We start from the raw sequence: 14,027 nt of genomic DNA on the forward strand, positions 1-14,027 counted from the left end.
TGAGAGCGACAGCCAGGAACAACATCTCCCGCCGGTCCCTGCTGCGTGGCATCGGCGGTGCCGGGGCCGCGAGCCTGCTCGCCGCCGGATGCGGGGTCCCCGCCGCCTATGTCGACGAGAGCGACCGGGCCGGCCGCGACCTCTCCGCCCGGGACCGGACGCTCGACTTCGCCAACTGGCCGCTCTACATCGACACCGATGACGAGGACGCCAGGAAGCGCCCGACCCTCGACGCGTTCAGGAAGCGCACCGGGATCTCCGTCCGGTACACCGAGGAGATCAACGACAACGACGAGTTCTTCGGCAAGATCAGCCCGTCCCTGATGAACCACCAGGAGACCGGCCGCGACCTGATCGTCGTCAGCGACTGGATGGCCGCCCGCTTCGTCCGCCTCGGCTGGGCCCAGGAGATGAACCGCGCCACCCAGCCGAACGTCACCGAGCACCTCGACCCGCAGCTCCGCTCGCCCGCCTTCGACCCGGGCCGGCTGCACAGCGTCCCCTGGCAGTCCGGGATCACCGGCATCGCGTACAACCGCAGGAAGCTCGGCCGGGAGCTCCGCTCCACCAAGGAGCTGTGGGCCGACGACCTGCGCGGCAAGGTCACCCTGCTGTCCGGGCTCGACGAGTCCTTCGCGCTGCTCATGATGGGCAGGGGCGTCGACGTCACCCGGTGGACGGGCGACGACTTCCACGCCCTGTGCGAGCAGATCGAGGGCCTCGTGAAGAAGCGGCACATCCGCCGCTTCACCGGCAACGACTACATCAAGGACCTGTCGACCGGTGACGTGCTGGCCTGCCAGGCGTACTCGGGCGACGTCATCCAGCTCCAGGCCGACAACCCGGACATCGAGTTCGTCGTCCCCGAGGAGGGCGCCGAACTGTGGGCCGAGTCCCTCCTGATCCCCAACCGGGCGCACCACAAGACCAACGCCGAGAAGCTCGTCGACTACTACTACGAGCCCGAGGTCGCCGCCGAACTCGCCGCCTGGGTCAACTACGTGTGCCCGGTGCCGGGCGCGCAGAAGGTCCTCGCGGACTCCGGCGACGAGGAGCTCGTGGCGCTCGCGGAGGACCCGCTGATCTTCCCGGACGCGGACATGCGGGGACGCCTCGCGATCGCCCGTGACATCACCGCCCAGGAGCGGCAGGACTTCACGAAGCGGTGGAACGCGATCGTCGGTCTGTGAGCGAGCCGGATGTGACCCCCTCCCGCTCGAACTTGCCTGCCGCATAGGGACTGTTCCTCGCCCGGGCCGCCCACGACGCAGAGGGGCTCGCCGCCACCGTCGTCGCGCACGCGGTGGCGCGCCGACGGGAACCCCCCCATTTCTGAACGCGTTCAAGAGGGGCGTACGCTGCCCTCATGAGCGACTCGAACGGGCCGAGAGCCCTTCTCACGCGCATCCGCGTCTGGCTGATCGTCTTCGTCGTCTGCCTGGTCCTGAGCGGGATCACCGCGTTCCCGCTCGTCACCGAACTCCGGCTGCTGGACTCCTCGCTCGACGGGTGGGCGGCTCCCGTGGCCGACCTCCTCCCCGGGCTCGCCGAATGGATCGAGCGGGTGCGGGGCGGCGTCGAGACCGCCGACGAGCAGGCCCCGTACCTGCTCTACGGCACCGACTGGCTCGCCTTCGCCCACCTCGTCATCGCGGTCGCCTTCTACGGCGCCTACCGAGAGCCCGTCCGCAACGTCTGGGTCGTCGAGTTCGGCATGATCGCCTGCGTCGGCATCATTCCGCTCGCCCTGATTTGCGGACCCGTCCGGGGCATCCCCTTCTGGTGGTCGGTCATCGACATGTCCTTCGGCGTCATCGGGATCCTGCCGCTGCTCCACGTACGCCGGCTGATCAAGCGGCTCGAAGCCGCCCCGGCACCGGAGCCCGTGCCGGCCGGCGTCCGCTGACCGGGCCCGGGCCCGCTGATCCGGCCCGGGCCCGCTAGTCCGGCAGGCCGTACGCCGCGACCATGACGTTCAGGGCGGTCGGGTTCATGTCCTGGCCCTTCGCGTCGGTGGAGTTGACGCTGTAGACGAGGGTGCGCGCGCCGTCGCGGGTGGAGGCGATGGCCGCGTTGTACCCCCAGCGGCCGCCGGTCTTGCCCCAGACCTCGCGGCCGCCGAGCTTCTTCATCGACAGACCCGCGGAGTACGCGGCCGGATCGCCCGACCTCAGGTCCGCGACCTTCGGCAGGGCGAACATCTCCTCCAGGAGCGGCCCGCGCACCACCCGGCCCGCGAACAGCGCCCGGGTGAACCGCTCCAGGTCGGCCGTGGTCGAGACGAGGTCACCGGCCGCCCAGCCGTCCGTCACCCCCCACTCCGAGACGTCACGCAGCCCGGTCGTACCGTCGTCGAGCCGCATGGTCTGGTAGCCGTGGTTGTACGGGCCCACGAGACCGGCCGCCTCGCCCGGGAGGTAGGTGTCCCGCAGGCCGAGCGGGCGCAGGATCCGCCGCTCCACCTGGTGCTCGTACGAGTCGCCCGTCACCCGCTCCACGATCAGACCGGCGATCGTGTAACCGATGTTGAGGTAGTGCTGCTTCGTGCCGGGCCGGAACTCGCGCGGCTTCGACGTCGCCGAGCGGACCATGGCCTCCGGGCTGTGGACGTCGAAGCGGTGGGCGTACCACTCCTCCACCGTGTCGCCGACGGCGGGATCGGCGGCCGGGATGCCGTGGGTGTGGTTCAGGAGCTGGCGCACGGTCACCGTGGCGTACCGGCCGGGGATCAGCTCCGGCAGGTACGAGCGGGCCGTGCGGTCCAGGTCGATCCGGCGTTCGGACGCCAGCTGGAGGACGGTCGCCGCCGTGAAGACCTTCGTCACCGATCCGGTGCGGAAGCGGGCGGCCGGGTCCGCCGGGGCGCCGGTCGTCAGGTCGTGGACCCCTGAACTGCCCTGCCAGGAACCCTCGGTGCCGCCGACCCGGACGAGCGCGGCCGTGGCGTCGGCCCGGGGGAGCCCGGCGATCGCCGCGCTCAGGTCCGGGCTCACCGGCCGGGTGGTCGACGCGGCCGCCGGGGAAGTCGTGAGGGCCGGTGTCGTGAAGGCCGGTGTCGCGAGGGCCGGTGTCGCGAAGGCCGGGGTCAGGGCCGGGCCCGCCGCGACCCCCAGGACCAGGGCGGCGGCGAGCAGCGTGCGGGTGGACGTCCTCATGGTCAACTCCGGTGGTGTGAGCCGTTGTTCTCGATGGCTCCATCCTGCTGACCTGCGGCGATCGGCGGATCGCCCGCACCGGCGGTCTTCCGCCGGTCAGTTCCTCGCCGACACGGGGGAGGGCCCCGGCCCCTCGCCTCCCCCGGGCGGGGGAGAGCCCGCCGCGACCAGACCCGTCTCGTACGCGCAGATCACCGCCTGGATCCGGTCCCGCAGGCCGAGCTTGGCGAGCACGTTCCCCACGTGCGTCTTCACCGTGTGGTCGCTGACCACCAGCTCCGCCGCGATCTCCGCGTTGGAGAGACCGCGCGCGAGAAGCAGCAGGGTCTCCCGCTCCCGTCCCGTCAGGGAGTCGAGCCGGGGGTCGGGGGCGGTCCTGCGCGGGCCGCCCGCGGTGTACTGCTCCACCAGACGGCGGGCCACGGAGGGCGCGAGCAGCGAGTCGCCCGCCGCCACCACCCGTACCGCGTGCACCAGATCGTCCCGGCGCACGTCCTTGAGGAGGAAGCCGCTCGCGCCCGCGTGCAGCGCCTCGTACACATACGCGTCGGTGTCGAAGGTCGTCAGGATCACCGTCCGGCAGCCGGTGCCCGCGCTGATCGCGCGGCACGCCTCGATGCCGTCCGTGCCGGGCATCCGGATGTCGAGGAGCGCCACGTCCGGGGCGTGCCGGCGCACCGCCTCGACCGCCTCGGCGCCGTCCCCGGCCTCCGCCACGACCTCGATGTCCGGCTGCGCGTCGAGGATCATCGCGAAGCCGCTGCGGACCAGTTCCTGGTCGTCCGCGACCACCACCCGGATCGTCGTCATCTCCCCACCTCCGCCGTGGAGGGTACGGGGAGCAGGACCCGCACCTCGAACCCCCGGCCGCCCGGTGCCGGGCCGGTCGTCACCGTCCCGCCGTGCGCGGCTGCCCGCTCCCGGATGCCGGTGAGGCCGTGGCCGCCGGAGCCGCGTCCGGCCGGCCCCGGCGCGGGGCCGCGTCCGTCGTCCGTCACCGTGACCCGCAGGACGCCGTCGGCGTGGGCGAGCCGGACCTCGGCCCGGCGGGCGTCCGCGTGCTTGACGACGTTCGTCAGGGCCTCCTGCACGATCCGGTAGGCGCTCGCGCCGGTCGCCGTCGGCAGCGCCCGTACCCCGCCCTCCGTCGTGTACTCCACCAGCAGACCGCCGGACCTCACCCGTTCCACCAGCGCGGGGATCCCGGAGAGGTCCGGCTGCGGCTCGCGGGGCGGTGCCCCCTCGGTCCCCTCCCGCAGCAGCCCCAGCATCTGCCGAAGCTGGGTCATCGCCTCGCGGCCCGTCTCCGAGATCGCCTCGAACGCGGCCTCCGCGCGCTCCGGCGCCGCCCGCACCGCCACCGGGCCCGCCTCGGCCTGCACGATCATCAGGCTCACCGCGTGCGACAGGATGTCGTGCATCTCCCGTGCGATCCGGGCCCGTTCACGTGCGGCGGCCCGCTCGGCCTCGATCAGATGCGCCCGCTGCCGGGCGTCCTGGAGCCGGCCGAAGACATAGGCGGCTCCGAACACGAAGAGCGAGAAGGTCAGTTCACGGGCCGACCGGGTGTTGAGCCAGACCGAGACGGGCACCGCGACGACCATGAGCCCCGCGGTCGCGAGCCGCTTCCGCGGCGGGGAGAGGAGCGCGATCGTGTAGACGATGACGAGCCCGGTGTAGGGCAGGGGCTGGCCCGGTCCCTCCAGGGCCAGGACGTACAGCGTGTTCGTCGCCAGGATCGCGAGGAGGACGGCTACCGGTGCCCGCCGCCGCCAGACGAGCGGGACCACCGTGAGCGTCGTCAGCCCGTACGCGGCCCAGGTCGCCGGTTCGATCTCGGGCGGGCGCGGCACCACGAACGGCATCGTCATCGCCGCCTGTACGAGCAGCGCGATGCCGAGGTCCACCGCCCACGGGTTGGCGCCGCTCCAGCTCCGCGCCCGCTCCCACCGGCCGCGGAGCTCCTGACGTACGCGCAGATCCCCCCGGTCGCGCACCTCCCGTCGGGCGCGCGCTTCCCCCCGTACGCCCATTACGGCTTGCGGCCCACCGCGCCGAACTGCGCCACCACGGGGGCGTCCCCGGTCGTCGCGCGCCAGCGCGAGCAGGAGGTGACGCCCGGCTCCAGGAGGTCGAGGCCGTCGAAGAAGGAGGCGAACTCGGCGCGGCTGCGGGCGGTGATCGGCGGGGTCGCGTTCTCGTTCCAGAAGGCCATGGCGGCCTTGTTGCCCTCGCCGCCGAGCTCCGGCTCCAGGGTGGGATGGGTCAGGACCAGGTGGCTGCCGGAGGGGACGGCGTCCATCAGGGTGCGGACGATCGTCCGGGCCTCGGCGGTGTCCAGGACGAAGTTGAGGATGCCGAGCATCATCACGGCGACCGGCCGGGAGAGGTCGAGCGTCGCGCCGGCCGCCGCCAGGATCTTCTCCGGGTCGTGGGCGTCGGCGTCCACGTACTCGGTGACGCCCTCCGGCGCGCTGGTCAGGAGCGCGCGGGCGTGGGTGAGGACGATCGGGTCGTTGTCGACGTAGACGATCCGGGCGTCGGGCGCGGCCCGCTGGGCGACCTCGTGGGTGTTGTCGGCGGTCGGCAGGCCCGTACCGATGTCGAGGAACTGGCGCATCCCGGCGTCCGCGGCGAGGAACGTGACGGCGCGGCCGAGGAACGCCCGGTCCGCGCGGGCCACTTCGCCGATGCTCGGGTAGAAGCCGGTGACCTGGTCGCCGACCACGCGGTCGACCGGGTAGTTGTCCTTGCCGCCCAGCCAGTAGTTCCACACCCGGGCGTTGTGGGCGATGTCGGTCCGGATCCGGTCGTTCATGCCTGGGCCTTTCGCAGGACGGCGGCGAGTGCGTCGACCCGGTTCGTGGTGATCGAGTCGACCCCGTTCCTGATCAGCTTACGCATGGTGCGGGAGGTGTCCGCCGTCCAGGCCGACACGAGGAGACCGTCACGGTGCACCCGGTCGGTGAGGGCCCGACTCACCAGGCCGAAGCGGTAGTTGAGCCAGCGGGGCCGGACCACGTCGAGCAGGATCGGGCGGGGCGGGGCGAGCGAGTTCCAGGTGAGGGCGATCTCGGCGGCCGGGTCGGCGGCGCGCACCTGGAGCATGGCGACGGCCCCGGCGCAGTAGTAGACGCGCTCCCCGGCGCCGCACTCGCGGACCGTACGGACGATGGCGCGGACCGAGTCCTCGTCGCCGCCCGGCAGATCCAGCATCAGCCGCTTCTCCCCGGCGGTGAGCAGGGCCTCGCGCAGGGTCGGGACCCCGCCGTACGTCAGCTCCCGGACCTGCTCGTACGAGAGCACGGAGAGCGGCCGGTCGTGGGCCCACAGGCGCTTCAGGGTGTCGTCGTGGAGGAGGACGGGCACGCCGTCCTTCGTCAGCCGGACGTCGACCTCGACCGCGTCCGCGCCCAGGTCGAGCGCCGAGGCGATCGAGCCGAGAGTGTTCTCGCGGACGCGGTACGGGTCGCCGCGATGGCCCACGACGGTGACGGAGGCCGTGGCCTCGGCGGCTTTCACGACGGCGGTCGGGTCCATGGCGGTGTCGGAGTCCATGGGCCCATTCTCGCCGTCGCGGGCGTGCGAGCCAGTCCTCAGCGCGCGAGCCAGGTGTCGGTGTACGTGTCGATCTCGGCGGCGATCCTGGCCTTTCCGGCCGGGTCGAGGAACGAGGCCTCCACGGCGTTCTTCGCGAGGGCGGCGACACCGCGCTCGTCGAGGCCGAGGAGCCGGGCGGCGACCGCGTACTCGTTGTTGAGGTCGGTGCCGAACATCGGCGGGTCGTCGCTGTTGACCGTGACGAGGACACCGGCGTCCACCATCTGCCGGATCGGGTGCTCGTCCAGGGTGGCGACGGCCCGGGTGGCGATGTTCGAGGTCGGGCAGACCTCCAGGGCGATACGGTGCTCCGCCAGGTGGGCGAGGAGCGCCGGGTCCTGGACCGAGCTGGTGCCGTGGCCGATGCGCTCGGCGCCCAGGTCGTTGATCGCGTCCCAGATCGTCTGCGGGCCGGTCGTCTCGCCCGCGTGCGGGACGGAGCGCAGGCCGGCCGCCCGCGCCTGGTCGAAGTACGGCTTGAACTGCGGGCGCGGCACACCGATCTCCGGACCGCCGAGGCCGAAGGAGACGAGGCCCTCGGGGCGCAGCCCGTCGGTGGTGGCGAGCCGGGCGGTCTCCTCGGCGGAGACCAGGCCGGCCTCGCCCGGGATGTCGAAGCACCAGCGCAGGATGGTGCCGAACTCGGCCTCGGCCGCCTTGCGGGCGTCCTCGATGGCCGCCATGAAGGCACGCTCGTCGATGCCCCGGCGGGTGGAGGAGTAGGGGGTGATGGTCAGCTCGGCGTACCGGATGTTCTGCCGGGCCATGTCACGGGCGACCTCGAAGGTCAGCAGCCGGACGTCCTCGGGGGTGCGGACCAGGTCGACGACCGAGAGGTAGACGTCGATGAAGTGCGCGAAGTCGGTGAACGAGAAGTAGTCGGTCAGCGCCTCCGGGTCCGTGGGGACCTTGGAGTCGGGGTGCCGCGCGGCGAGCTCGGCGACGATCCGGGGCGAGGCGGAGCCGACGTGGTGGACGTGCAGCTCCGCCTTGGGCAGGCCCGCGATGAAGGGATGGAGATCGGTCATCCCGTCATCGTAGGCCGGACGGTTACCCCGCAGGAGTGAGGCCGTAGCATGGCGGGACCATGATGGGGGAGGCCCATGTCTGACAACCAAGACCAGTCGCGGGGCGGTTACGACCCGACGGACCCGTGGGCTCCGCCGAACCGTGACGGGGTGGAACTGAGCAAGCCGACGACTCCGTCGCCGGTGCACGACCAGCAGACCGTCACGTCCGTTCCGCTCGCGCAGCCCGGCCCCACCGACGTGCCGCCGCCACCGGTGGCACCCGGCGGGCCCGCGGCCACGCCCGGCGCGTACGGCTACCCGGTGGCGGACACGTCCGGCGGATACGGGTACCCGTCGGCGGTGACCCCGCCGCCCGTCCCGACGAGTTCCGGGTACGGCTATCCGTCGCCCGGCGGCTACCCCGGCCAGACCGGCTGGCAGCAGTCCCCGTCCAACGGCATGGGCACGGCCTCGATGGTGCTCGGCATCATCGCGGTCGCGGGCTTCTGCCTGTACGGCCTGGGTGTGATCCTGGGCATCCTGGCGCTGATCTTCGGCATCATCGGCATCAAGAAGTGCGGCCGGGGCGAGGCGACCAACCGGGGCATGGCCATCGCGGGCATCGTGCTCGGCGCCATCGGCACCCTGGTGAGCGCCGTCTTCCTGGGCTTCGTGATCTGGGCGGTCAGCCAGGACTCGTCGTCCTTCGACAACTCCGGCTACGACGAGGACCCGTTCGCGTCGAGCCTGGTGGTCGAGAGCGGCAGCCGCTGAGCGACCCCGCGGTCACGCCAGGTGACCGCACGGCAAGGGCCCCGCACCGTGAGGTGCGGGGCCCTCGGCGTCGGCCGGCCGGTCCGGGGCGCTCGGCGTCCCGGCGCTTCGGGGGAACCGGGCGCCCCCCGGCGGTTCCGGGCCCTCGTGCCCCCCCGGCGGTTCCGGGCCCTCGGTGTCCCCCGGGGGGCTTCCGGGCCCTCGGTGTCGCCCGGCGCTGCTCACGCGCCCTGGCACAGCCGCTCCCGGGCCTCCATCAGGGCGAAGCCCAGGAGGTTGTCACCGCGCCAGCTCGCCGGGTCGTGGGCGCGGGGGTCGTCGGCCGCCAGACCGATGCCCCAGACGCGGTCCACCGGGCTCGCCTCCACCAGGACCCGGGTGCCGGTGCCGAGGAGATAGGCGCGCAGGGCCTCGTCCGAGGAGAACTTGTGGACGCTGCCCTCGACGACGATCCCGAAGCGCTCCCGCGCCCACACCGCCTCGTCGAAGCCCCGGACGAGCCGGCCCGCCTTCTTGGCCTCGGCCGGGGTACGGGCGGACAGCGCGCCCCGCTCGGCCTCGGCGTCCTCGAAGAGCCGGGCCTTGGCGGCCATCATCCAGTGCTCGGCCGTCGCGTACGACACGCCGGCGACCACGAACGGCGCGGGCCACCACTGGCTGAGACAGCTCGCCGAGAGGCGACCGTCCGGGTGCGGACGGTGACCCCAGAAGTGCAGCCACTTCACTCGGGCACCCGTGCTGACCTGCTGTATCAGAGACTCGAGCTCGCTCATGCACGCGAGTGTGGCATCCGCCACGGACACTTGGTACGGAGATATTCCGGCCGCCTCGACACATGGTCGACCGATTCCGTCGCGTAACCAAAAGGCAACAACGGAATCACTTGTTGGGACATCGTCCCTCTGTCAGGATCGGCACTCAATTCGAGCTGGAACAACGGAGAGCGTCATGGGCAACCGCTTCCAGGTGACGGACCGCTTCGCGGACGGCGCACAGTACATCGGCGGGCGGCTCCGCGCCGGAACCTCCGGTCAGGAACACAGCGTGATCGATCCGGCGACCGGGGAGAGCGTGTACACCTACACGCTCGCCTCCACCGCCGACGTGGACGAGGCCGTCGCCGCCGCCAAGGCCGCCTTCCCCGGCTGGGCCGGCGCCACCCCGGGCGAGCGCTCCGACGCGCTCCACCGCTTCGCCGGCGTCCTCGCCGAGTGGGCCGAGGACTTCGCCCGCGTCGAGTCGCTCCAGTGCGGCAAGCCGCTCAAGCTCACCACCGAGTTCGACGTGCCCGGCACCGTCGACAACACCGCGTTCTTCGCGGGGGCGGCCCGCCACCTCCAGGGCCAGTCCGCCGCCGAGTACAGCGGCGACCACACCTCGTACATCCGCCGCGAACCCATCGGAGTCGTCGGCTCCATCGCCCCCTGGAACTACCCGCTCCAGATGGCCGCCTGGAAGATCCTCCCGGCCATCGCCGCCGGCAACACGATCGTCCTCAAGCCCGCCGAACTCACCCCGCTGACCTCCCTGATGTTCGCGCAGGCGGCGAAGGAGGCCGGCATCCCCGACGGTGTGGTCAACATCGTCAACGGGGCCGGGAAGACCGTCGGCGAACACCTCGTCGGCCACCCCGACGTCGTCATGACCTCCTTCACCGGCTCCACCCCCGTCGGCAAGCGGGTCGCCGAGATCGCCACCGCCACCGTGAAGCGCCTCCACCTCGAACTCGGCGGCAAGGCCCCCTTCGTGGTCTTCGACGACGCCGACCTGGAGGCCGCCGCGCACGGTGCCGTCGCCGCCTCCCTCATCAACAGCGGCCAGGACTGCACCGCCGCCACGCGCGCGTACGTCCAGCGCCCGCTCTTCGACGCGTTCGTCGCGCGCGTCGCCGAACTGATGGAGACCGTCCGGCTCGGCGACCCCTTCGACCCGGCCACCGACCTCGGGCCCCTCGTCAGCCACCGCCACCGCGACAGCGTCGCCGCCTTCGTGGAGCGGGCCCGCGGCTACGCCACCGTCGTCACCGGCGGGGAAGCCCCTGGCGGAGACCTCAAGGACGGTGCGTACTATCGTCCGACCCTGATCACCGGCGCCGCGCAGGACAGCGAGGTCGTGCAGTCGGAGATCTTCGGCCCGGTCCTGGTGGCCCTGCCCTTCGACAGCGACGACGAGGGCATCCGGCTCGCCAACGACACCCCGTACGGCCTGGCCGCCTCGGCCTGGAGCCGGGACGTCTACCGGGCCAACCGCGCCACCCGTGAGATCAAGGCCGGCTGTGTCTGGGTCAACGACCACATCCCGATCATCAGCGAGATGCCCCACGGCGGCACCAAGGCGTCCGGCTACGGGAAGGACATGTCGGCGTACTCCTTCGAGGAGTACACCCAGGTCAAGCACGTGATGTTCGACAACACCGCGGTCGCCGCGAAGGACTGGCACCGCACGATCTTCGGGGACCGTCCGTAATCGATCTGCGGCTACCACCGCATGGCACTCGCCGCCCGACCAGCGGCCCACCCATCCCGAAAGGGCACAGCGCATGGAGCAGTACGAGCCCGACAGCCTCTCCGCCGCGCAGACGGCGGCGATACGCCGCAGCCTGACGAGCGGCCGGGGCGCCCTCACCCGCCGTTCGATGCTGCGCGCGGGCGGTGTCGGCGCGCTCACCGTCGGAGGCCTCGCCTCCCTGAGCGCCTGCGGCATCCCGCCGGCCAGGCGGGAGGGCCAGGGGCCCGCCTCCACCGACGTGTCGGCCAAGGAGAAGACCCTCGCCTTCTCCAACTGGACCGAGTACATGGACGTCAGCGAGGACGAGAAGTCCCGCCCGACCCTGGAGGCGTTCGCGAAGCGCACCGGGATCAACGTCAAGTACACCGAGGACATCAACGACAACGTCGAGTTCTTCGGCAAGATCAAGCCGCAGCTCGCGGCCGGCCAGGACACCGGACGCGACCTGATCTGCGTCACCGACTGGCTCGCCGCCCGGATGATCCGGCTCGGCTGGGCCCAGAAGCTCGACCCCTCGAACCTCCCCCACGCGTACGCGAACCTCTCCGCCCAGTTCCGCAGCCCCGACTGGGACCCGGGCCGCGCCTACTCGTACCCGTGGACCGGAATCTCCACCGTCATCGCGTACAACGCCAAGGCGACCGGCGGGAAGAAGGTCGACTCGGTCACCCAGCTCCTCGACGACCCCTCGCTCAAGGGGCGGGTCGGCTTCCTCACCGAGATGCGGGACTCCGTCGGCATGACGCTGCTCGACCTCGGCAAGGACCCGGGCCACTTCACCGACGCCGACTACGACGCGGCGATCGGACGCCTCCAGAAGGGCGTCGACAAGAAGCAGATCCGCCGCTTCACCGGCAACGACTACACCTCCGACCTGGACAAGGGCGACATCGCCGCCTGCCTCGCCTGGGCCGGCGACATCATCCAGCTCCAGGCGGACAACCCGGACATCAAGTTCTCCATCCCGTCCGCCGGTTACATCACCTCCAGCGACAACCTGCTCGTCCCCGCCCAGGCCCGGCACAAGACCAACGCCGAGAAGCTCATCGACTACTACTACGAGCTTCCCGTCGCCGCCCAGCTCGCCGCGTACATCAACTACGTGTGCCCCGTCGACGGGGTGAAGGACGAGCTCGCCGAGATCGACCCCGAACTCGCGAACAACACGCTGATCCTCCCGGACAAGGCCATGGCCAAGAAGTCGCACGCCTTCCGCTCGCTCACCAGCGCGGAGGAGACGGCGTACGAGGAGAAGTTCGCCAAGCTCATCGGCGCCTGAGGCCCCCGTCGTCCACCTCTCTCACTCCCCGGGACCACAACCCATGACTGACAAGACTGCTCACACCGGAAAGAACACTGGCGGCGGCGACGTCCGTCTCACCGGGATCAGCAAGTCCTACGGCTCCTTCACCGCCGTCCACCCGCTCGACCTGACCGTCCCCCAGGGCTCCTTCTTCGCCCTCCTCGGCGCCTCGGGCTGCGGCAAGACCACCACCCTGCGGATGATCGCCGGACTGGAGGACCCCAGCACCGGCACCGTCTTCCTCGGCGACAAGGACGTCACCGACCTCCCGCCGTACAAGCGGCCGGTCAACACCGTCTTCCAGTCCTACGCGCTCTTCCCGCACATGGACATCACCGAGAACATCGCCTTCGGCCTGCGCCGCCGCGGCATCAAGTCGGTGAAGAAGCAGGTCGACGACATGCTGGAGCTCGTCCAGCTCGGCGACAAGGCCCGGCACAAGCCGCACCAGCTCTCCGGCGGCCAGCAGCAGCGCGTCGCCGTGGCCCGCGCGCTCATCAACCACCCGCAGGTGCTGCTCCTCGACGAGCCGCTCGGCGCCCTCGACCTCAAGCTGCGCCGCCAGATGCAGCTGGAGCTCAAGCGCATCCAGACCGAGGTCGGCATCACCTTCGTGCACGTCACCCACGACCAGGAGGAGGCCATGACGATGGCCGACCAGGTCGCGGTGATGAACGGCGGCCGCGTCGAGCAGCTCGGCGCCCCCGCCGACCTGTACGAGAACCCGCAGACCACCTTCGTGGCCAACTTCCTCGGCACCTCCAACCTCATCGAGGCGGAGGTCCTGGAGACGGGCTCCGACGTACTCGTCACGGCGGGCGGCGGCAAGCTCCGCGTCCCCGGCGACCGCTGTACCTCCGCCGTCCGCCCGGGCGGCAAGGTGCTCGTGGGCGTCCGCCCCGAGAAGATCTCGCTCGCGCACGCCGACGACGCGGGCTCGATAGCCGACGGCCGCAACCGGGTCACCGGCCGGATCGCCGACTCCTCGTTCATCGGCGTCTCCACCCAGTACGTGGTGAACTCGCCGGCCGGTGCGGAGCTCCAGGTCTACGAGCAGAACATCGAGCGCGACGCCCGTCTGGTCCCCGGTGCCGAGGTCGTCCTGCACTGGAACCCGGCGCACACGTTCGGTCTGGACGCCGCCCAGGACATCGACGCGGGCGTGGAGACGGTGGAGGACGCCGGATGACCACGTCCACGCTCCAGAAGGAGGAGGCGGCACCGGTCGAGGAACCGGTTCTGCGCAAGCCCTCCACCCGCAAGCGGCTCGTCCCCTACTGGCTGCTGCTGCCCGGCATCATCTGGCTGCTCGTCTTCTTCGCGCTGCCGATGGTCTACCAGGCCTCGACCTCGGTCCAGACCGGCTCGCTCGAAGCCGGCTTCGAGGTCACCTGGCACTTCCAGACCTACTGGGACGCCTTCCAGGAGTACTGGCCGCAGTTCGTCCGCTCCCTGCTCTACGCCGGGACCGCGACCCTGCTCTGCCTGCTGCTCGGCTACCCCCTCGCGTACCTCATCGCCTTCAAGGCCGGCCGCTGGCGCAATCTGCTCCTCGTCCTCGTCATCGCGCCCTTCTTCACCAGCTTCCTGATCCGGACGCTGGCCTGGAAGACGATCCTCGCCGACGACAGCCTCGTCGTCGACGCGCTGAACGCGCTGCACGTCCTCGACGTGACC

At 71.4% G+C, this 14,027-nt stretch carries 14 protein-coding genes; 7 read left to right on the plus strand and 7 right to left on the minus strand.

Annotated elements, in window-relative coordinates; all coding sequences use genetic code 11:
- Positions 1-23: 23 nt before the first annotated feature.
- The gene (locus AOK00_RS01125) at positions 24-1,190 is read left to right on the plus strand and encodes a polyamine ABC transporter substrate-binding protein (RefSeq protein WP_055598458.1); all 1,167 of its coding nucleotides are present in this window, start codon (positions 24-26) and stop codon (positions 1,188-1,190) included.
- Positions 1,191-1,366: 176 nt separating this feature from the next.
- Positions 1,367-1,906 (plus strand): hypothetical protein, encoded by a 540-nt coding sequence (locus AOK00_RS01130; RefSeq protein WP_055598446.1) that lies wholly within the window; start codon positions 1,367-1,369, stop codon positions 1,904-1,906.
- Positions 1,907-1,940: 34 nt separating this feature from the next.
- Here the strand turns inward: AOK00_RS01130 and AOK00_RS01135 are convergent, their stop codons facing one another.
- From AOK00_RS01135 to AOK00_RS01160, 6 genes are all read right to left on the minus strand, one after another.
- The gene (locus AOK00_RS01135) at positions 1,941-3,155 is read right to left on the minus strand and encodes a serine hydrolase domain-containing protein (protein ID WP_055598447.1); all 1,215 of its coding nucleotides are present in this window, start codon (positions 3,153-3,155) and stop codon (positions 1,941-1,943) included.
- Between the two features lie 96 nt (positions 3,156-3,251).
- Positions 3,252-3,965 carry a response regulator gene (locus AOK00_RS01140; protein WP_055598448.1) on the minus strand — a complete coding sequence of 238 codons (714 nt, stop codon included), beginning with the start codon at positions 3,963-3,965 and terminating at the stop codon, positions 3,252-3,254.
- Positions 3,962-5,188, minus strand: a complete 1,227-nt coding sequence (locus tag AOK00_RS01145) for a histidine kinase (RefSeq protein WP_079041776.1) — start codon at positions 5,186-5,188, stop codon at positions 3,962-3,964. The genes AOK00_RS01140 and AOK00_RS01145 overlap by 4 nt, the downstream gene beginning before the upstream one ends.
- Positions 5,188-5,973, minus strand: a complete 786-nt coding sequence (locus AOK00_RS01150) for an SAM-dependent methyltransferase (RefSeq protein WP_055598449.1) — start codon at positions 5,971-5,973, stop codon at positions 5,188-5,190. Before AOK00_RS01150 ends, AOK00_RS01145 begins: the two co-directional genes overlap by 1 nt.
- A complete protein-coding gene (locus AOK00_RS01155) occupies positions 5,970-6,695 on the minus strand; it encodes a glycerophosphodiester phosphodiesterase (protein WP_055598460.1) in 726 nt (241 codons plus the stop codon). Before AOK00_RS01155 ends, AOK00_RS01150 begins: the two co-directional genes overlap by 4 nt.
- A 56-nt stretch (positions 6,696-6,751) precedes the next feature.
- Entirely contained in the window at positions 6,752-7,783 is a 1,032-nt protein-coding gene (locus AOK00_RS01160) for an adenosine deaminase (protein WP_055598450.1), read from the minus strand.
- Positions 7,784-7,858: 75 nt separating this feature from the next.
- Between AOK00_RS01160 and AOK00_RS01165 the strand changes: the two genes are divergently transcribed.
- The gene (locus AOK00_RS01165) at positions 7,859-8,539 is read left to right on the plus strand and encodes a DUF4190 domain-containing protein (RefSeq protein ID WP_055598451.1); all 681 of its coding nucleotides are present in this window, start codon (positions 7,859-7,861) and stop codon (positions 8,537-8,539) included.
- A gap of 221 nt (positions 8,540-8,760) precedes the next feature.
- On the opposite strand, the gene AOK00_RS01170 is transcribed toward AOK00_RS01165, so the two are convergent.
- Entirely contained in the window at positions 8,761-9,312 is a 552-nt protein-coding gene (locus tag AOK00_RS01170) for an NADAR family protein (protein WP_055598452.1), read from the minus strand.
- 175 nt (positions 9,313-9,487) lie between these two features.
- Here AOK00_RS01170 and AOK00_RS01175 point away from each other — a divergent pair, with 175 nt between their 5' ends.
- The 4 genes from AOK00_RS01175 to AOK00_RS01190 form a co-directional block, all read left to right on the plus strand.
- A complete protein-coding gene (locus AOK00_RS01175; protein WP_055598453.1) occupies positions 9,488-11,005 on the plus strand; it encodes a gamma-aminobutyraldehyde dehydrogenase in 1,518 nt (505 codons plus the stop codon).
- Between the two features lie 73 nt (positions 11,006-11,078).
- Positions 11,079-12,326, plus strand: coding sequence for an ABC transporter substrate-binding protein (locus tag AOK00_RS01180; RefSeq protein ID WP_055598454.1), 1,248 nt, complete (start codon positions 11,079-11,081; stop codon positions 12,324-12,326).
- Positions 12,327-12,369: 43 nt separating this feature from the next.
- Positions 12,370-13,539 (plus strand): ABC transporter ATP-binding protein, encoded by a 1,170-nt coding sequence (locus AOK00_RS01185; RefSeq protein ID WP_055598455.1) that lies wholly within the window; start codon positions 12,370-12,372, stop codon positions 13,537-13,539.
- A partial coding sequence (locus AOK00_RS01190; protein WP_367870020.1) for an ABC transporter permease occupies positions 13,536-14,027 on the plus strand: 492 nt, incomplete at its 3' end. The genes AOK00_RS01185 and AOK00_RS01190, both read left to right, overlap by 4 nt.

Source organism: Streptomyces aureus, from assembly GCF_001418135.1.
In the GTDB taxonomy this organism is placed as follows: Bacteria; Actinomycetota; Actinomycetes; order Streptomycetales; family Streptomycetaceae; genus Streptomyces; species Streptomyces aureus_A.

What these genes read in the sequence shown, in the direction of transcription:
- AOK00_RS01130 (WP_055598446.1), top strand. Translation starts at nt 1,367, where the DNA reads ATGAGCGACTCGAACGGGCCGAGAGCCCTTCTCACGCGCATCCGCGTC.
- AOK00_RS01135 (WP_055598447.1), bottom strand. Translation starts at nt 3,155, where the DNA reads ATGAGGACGTCCACCCGCACGCTGCTCGCCGCCGCCCTGGTCCTGGGG.
- AOK00_RS01140 (WP_055598448.1), bottom strand. Translation starts at nt 3,965, where the DNA reads ATGACGACGATCCGGGTGGTGGTCGCGGACGACCAGGAACTGGTCCGC.
- AOK00_RS01145 (WP_079041776.1), bottom strand. Translation starts at nt 5,188, where the DNA reads ATGGGCGTACGGGGGGAAGCGCGCGCCCGACGGGAGGTGCGCGACCGG.
- AOK00_RS01150 (WP_055598449.1), bottom strand. Translation starts at nt 5,973, where the DNA reads ATGAACGACCGGATCCGGACCGACATCGCCCACAACGCCCGGGTGTGG.
- AOK00_RS01155 (WP_055598460.1), bottom strand. Translation starts at nt 6,695, where the DNA reads ATGGACCCGACCGCCGTCGTGAAAGCCGCCGAGGCCACGGCCTCCGTC.
- AOK00_RS01160 (WP_055598450.1), bottom strand. Translation starts at nt 7,783, where the DNA reads ATGACCGATCTCCATCCCTTCATCGCGGGCCTGCCCAAGGCGGAGCTG.
- AOK00_RS01165 (WP_055598451.1), top strand. Translation starts at nt 7,859, where the DNA reads ATGTCTGACAACCAAGACCAGTCGCGGGGCGGTTACGACCCGACGGAC.
- AOK00_RS01170 (WP_055598452.1), bottom strand. Translation starts at nt 9,312, where the DNA reads ATGAGCGAGCTCGAGTCTCTGATACAGCAGGTCAGCACGGGTGCCCGA.
- AOK00_RS01175 (WP_055598453.1), top strand. Translation starts at nt 9,488, where the DNA reads ATGGGCAACCGCTTCCAGGTGACGGACCGCTTCGCGGACGGCGCACAG.
- AOK00_RS01180 (WP_055598454.1), top strand. Translation starts at nt 11,079, where the DNA reads ATGGAGCAGTACGAGCCCGACAGCCTCTCCGCCGCGCAGACGGCGGCG.
- AOK00_RS01185 (WP_055598455.1), top strand. Translation starts at nt 12,370, where the DNA reads ATGACTGACAAGACTGCTCACACCGGAAAGAACACTGGCGGCGGCGAC.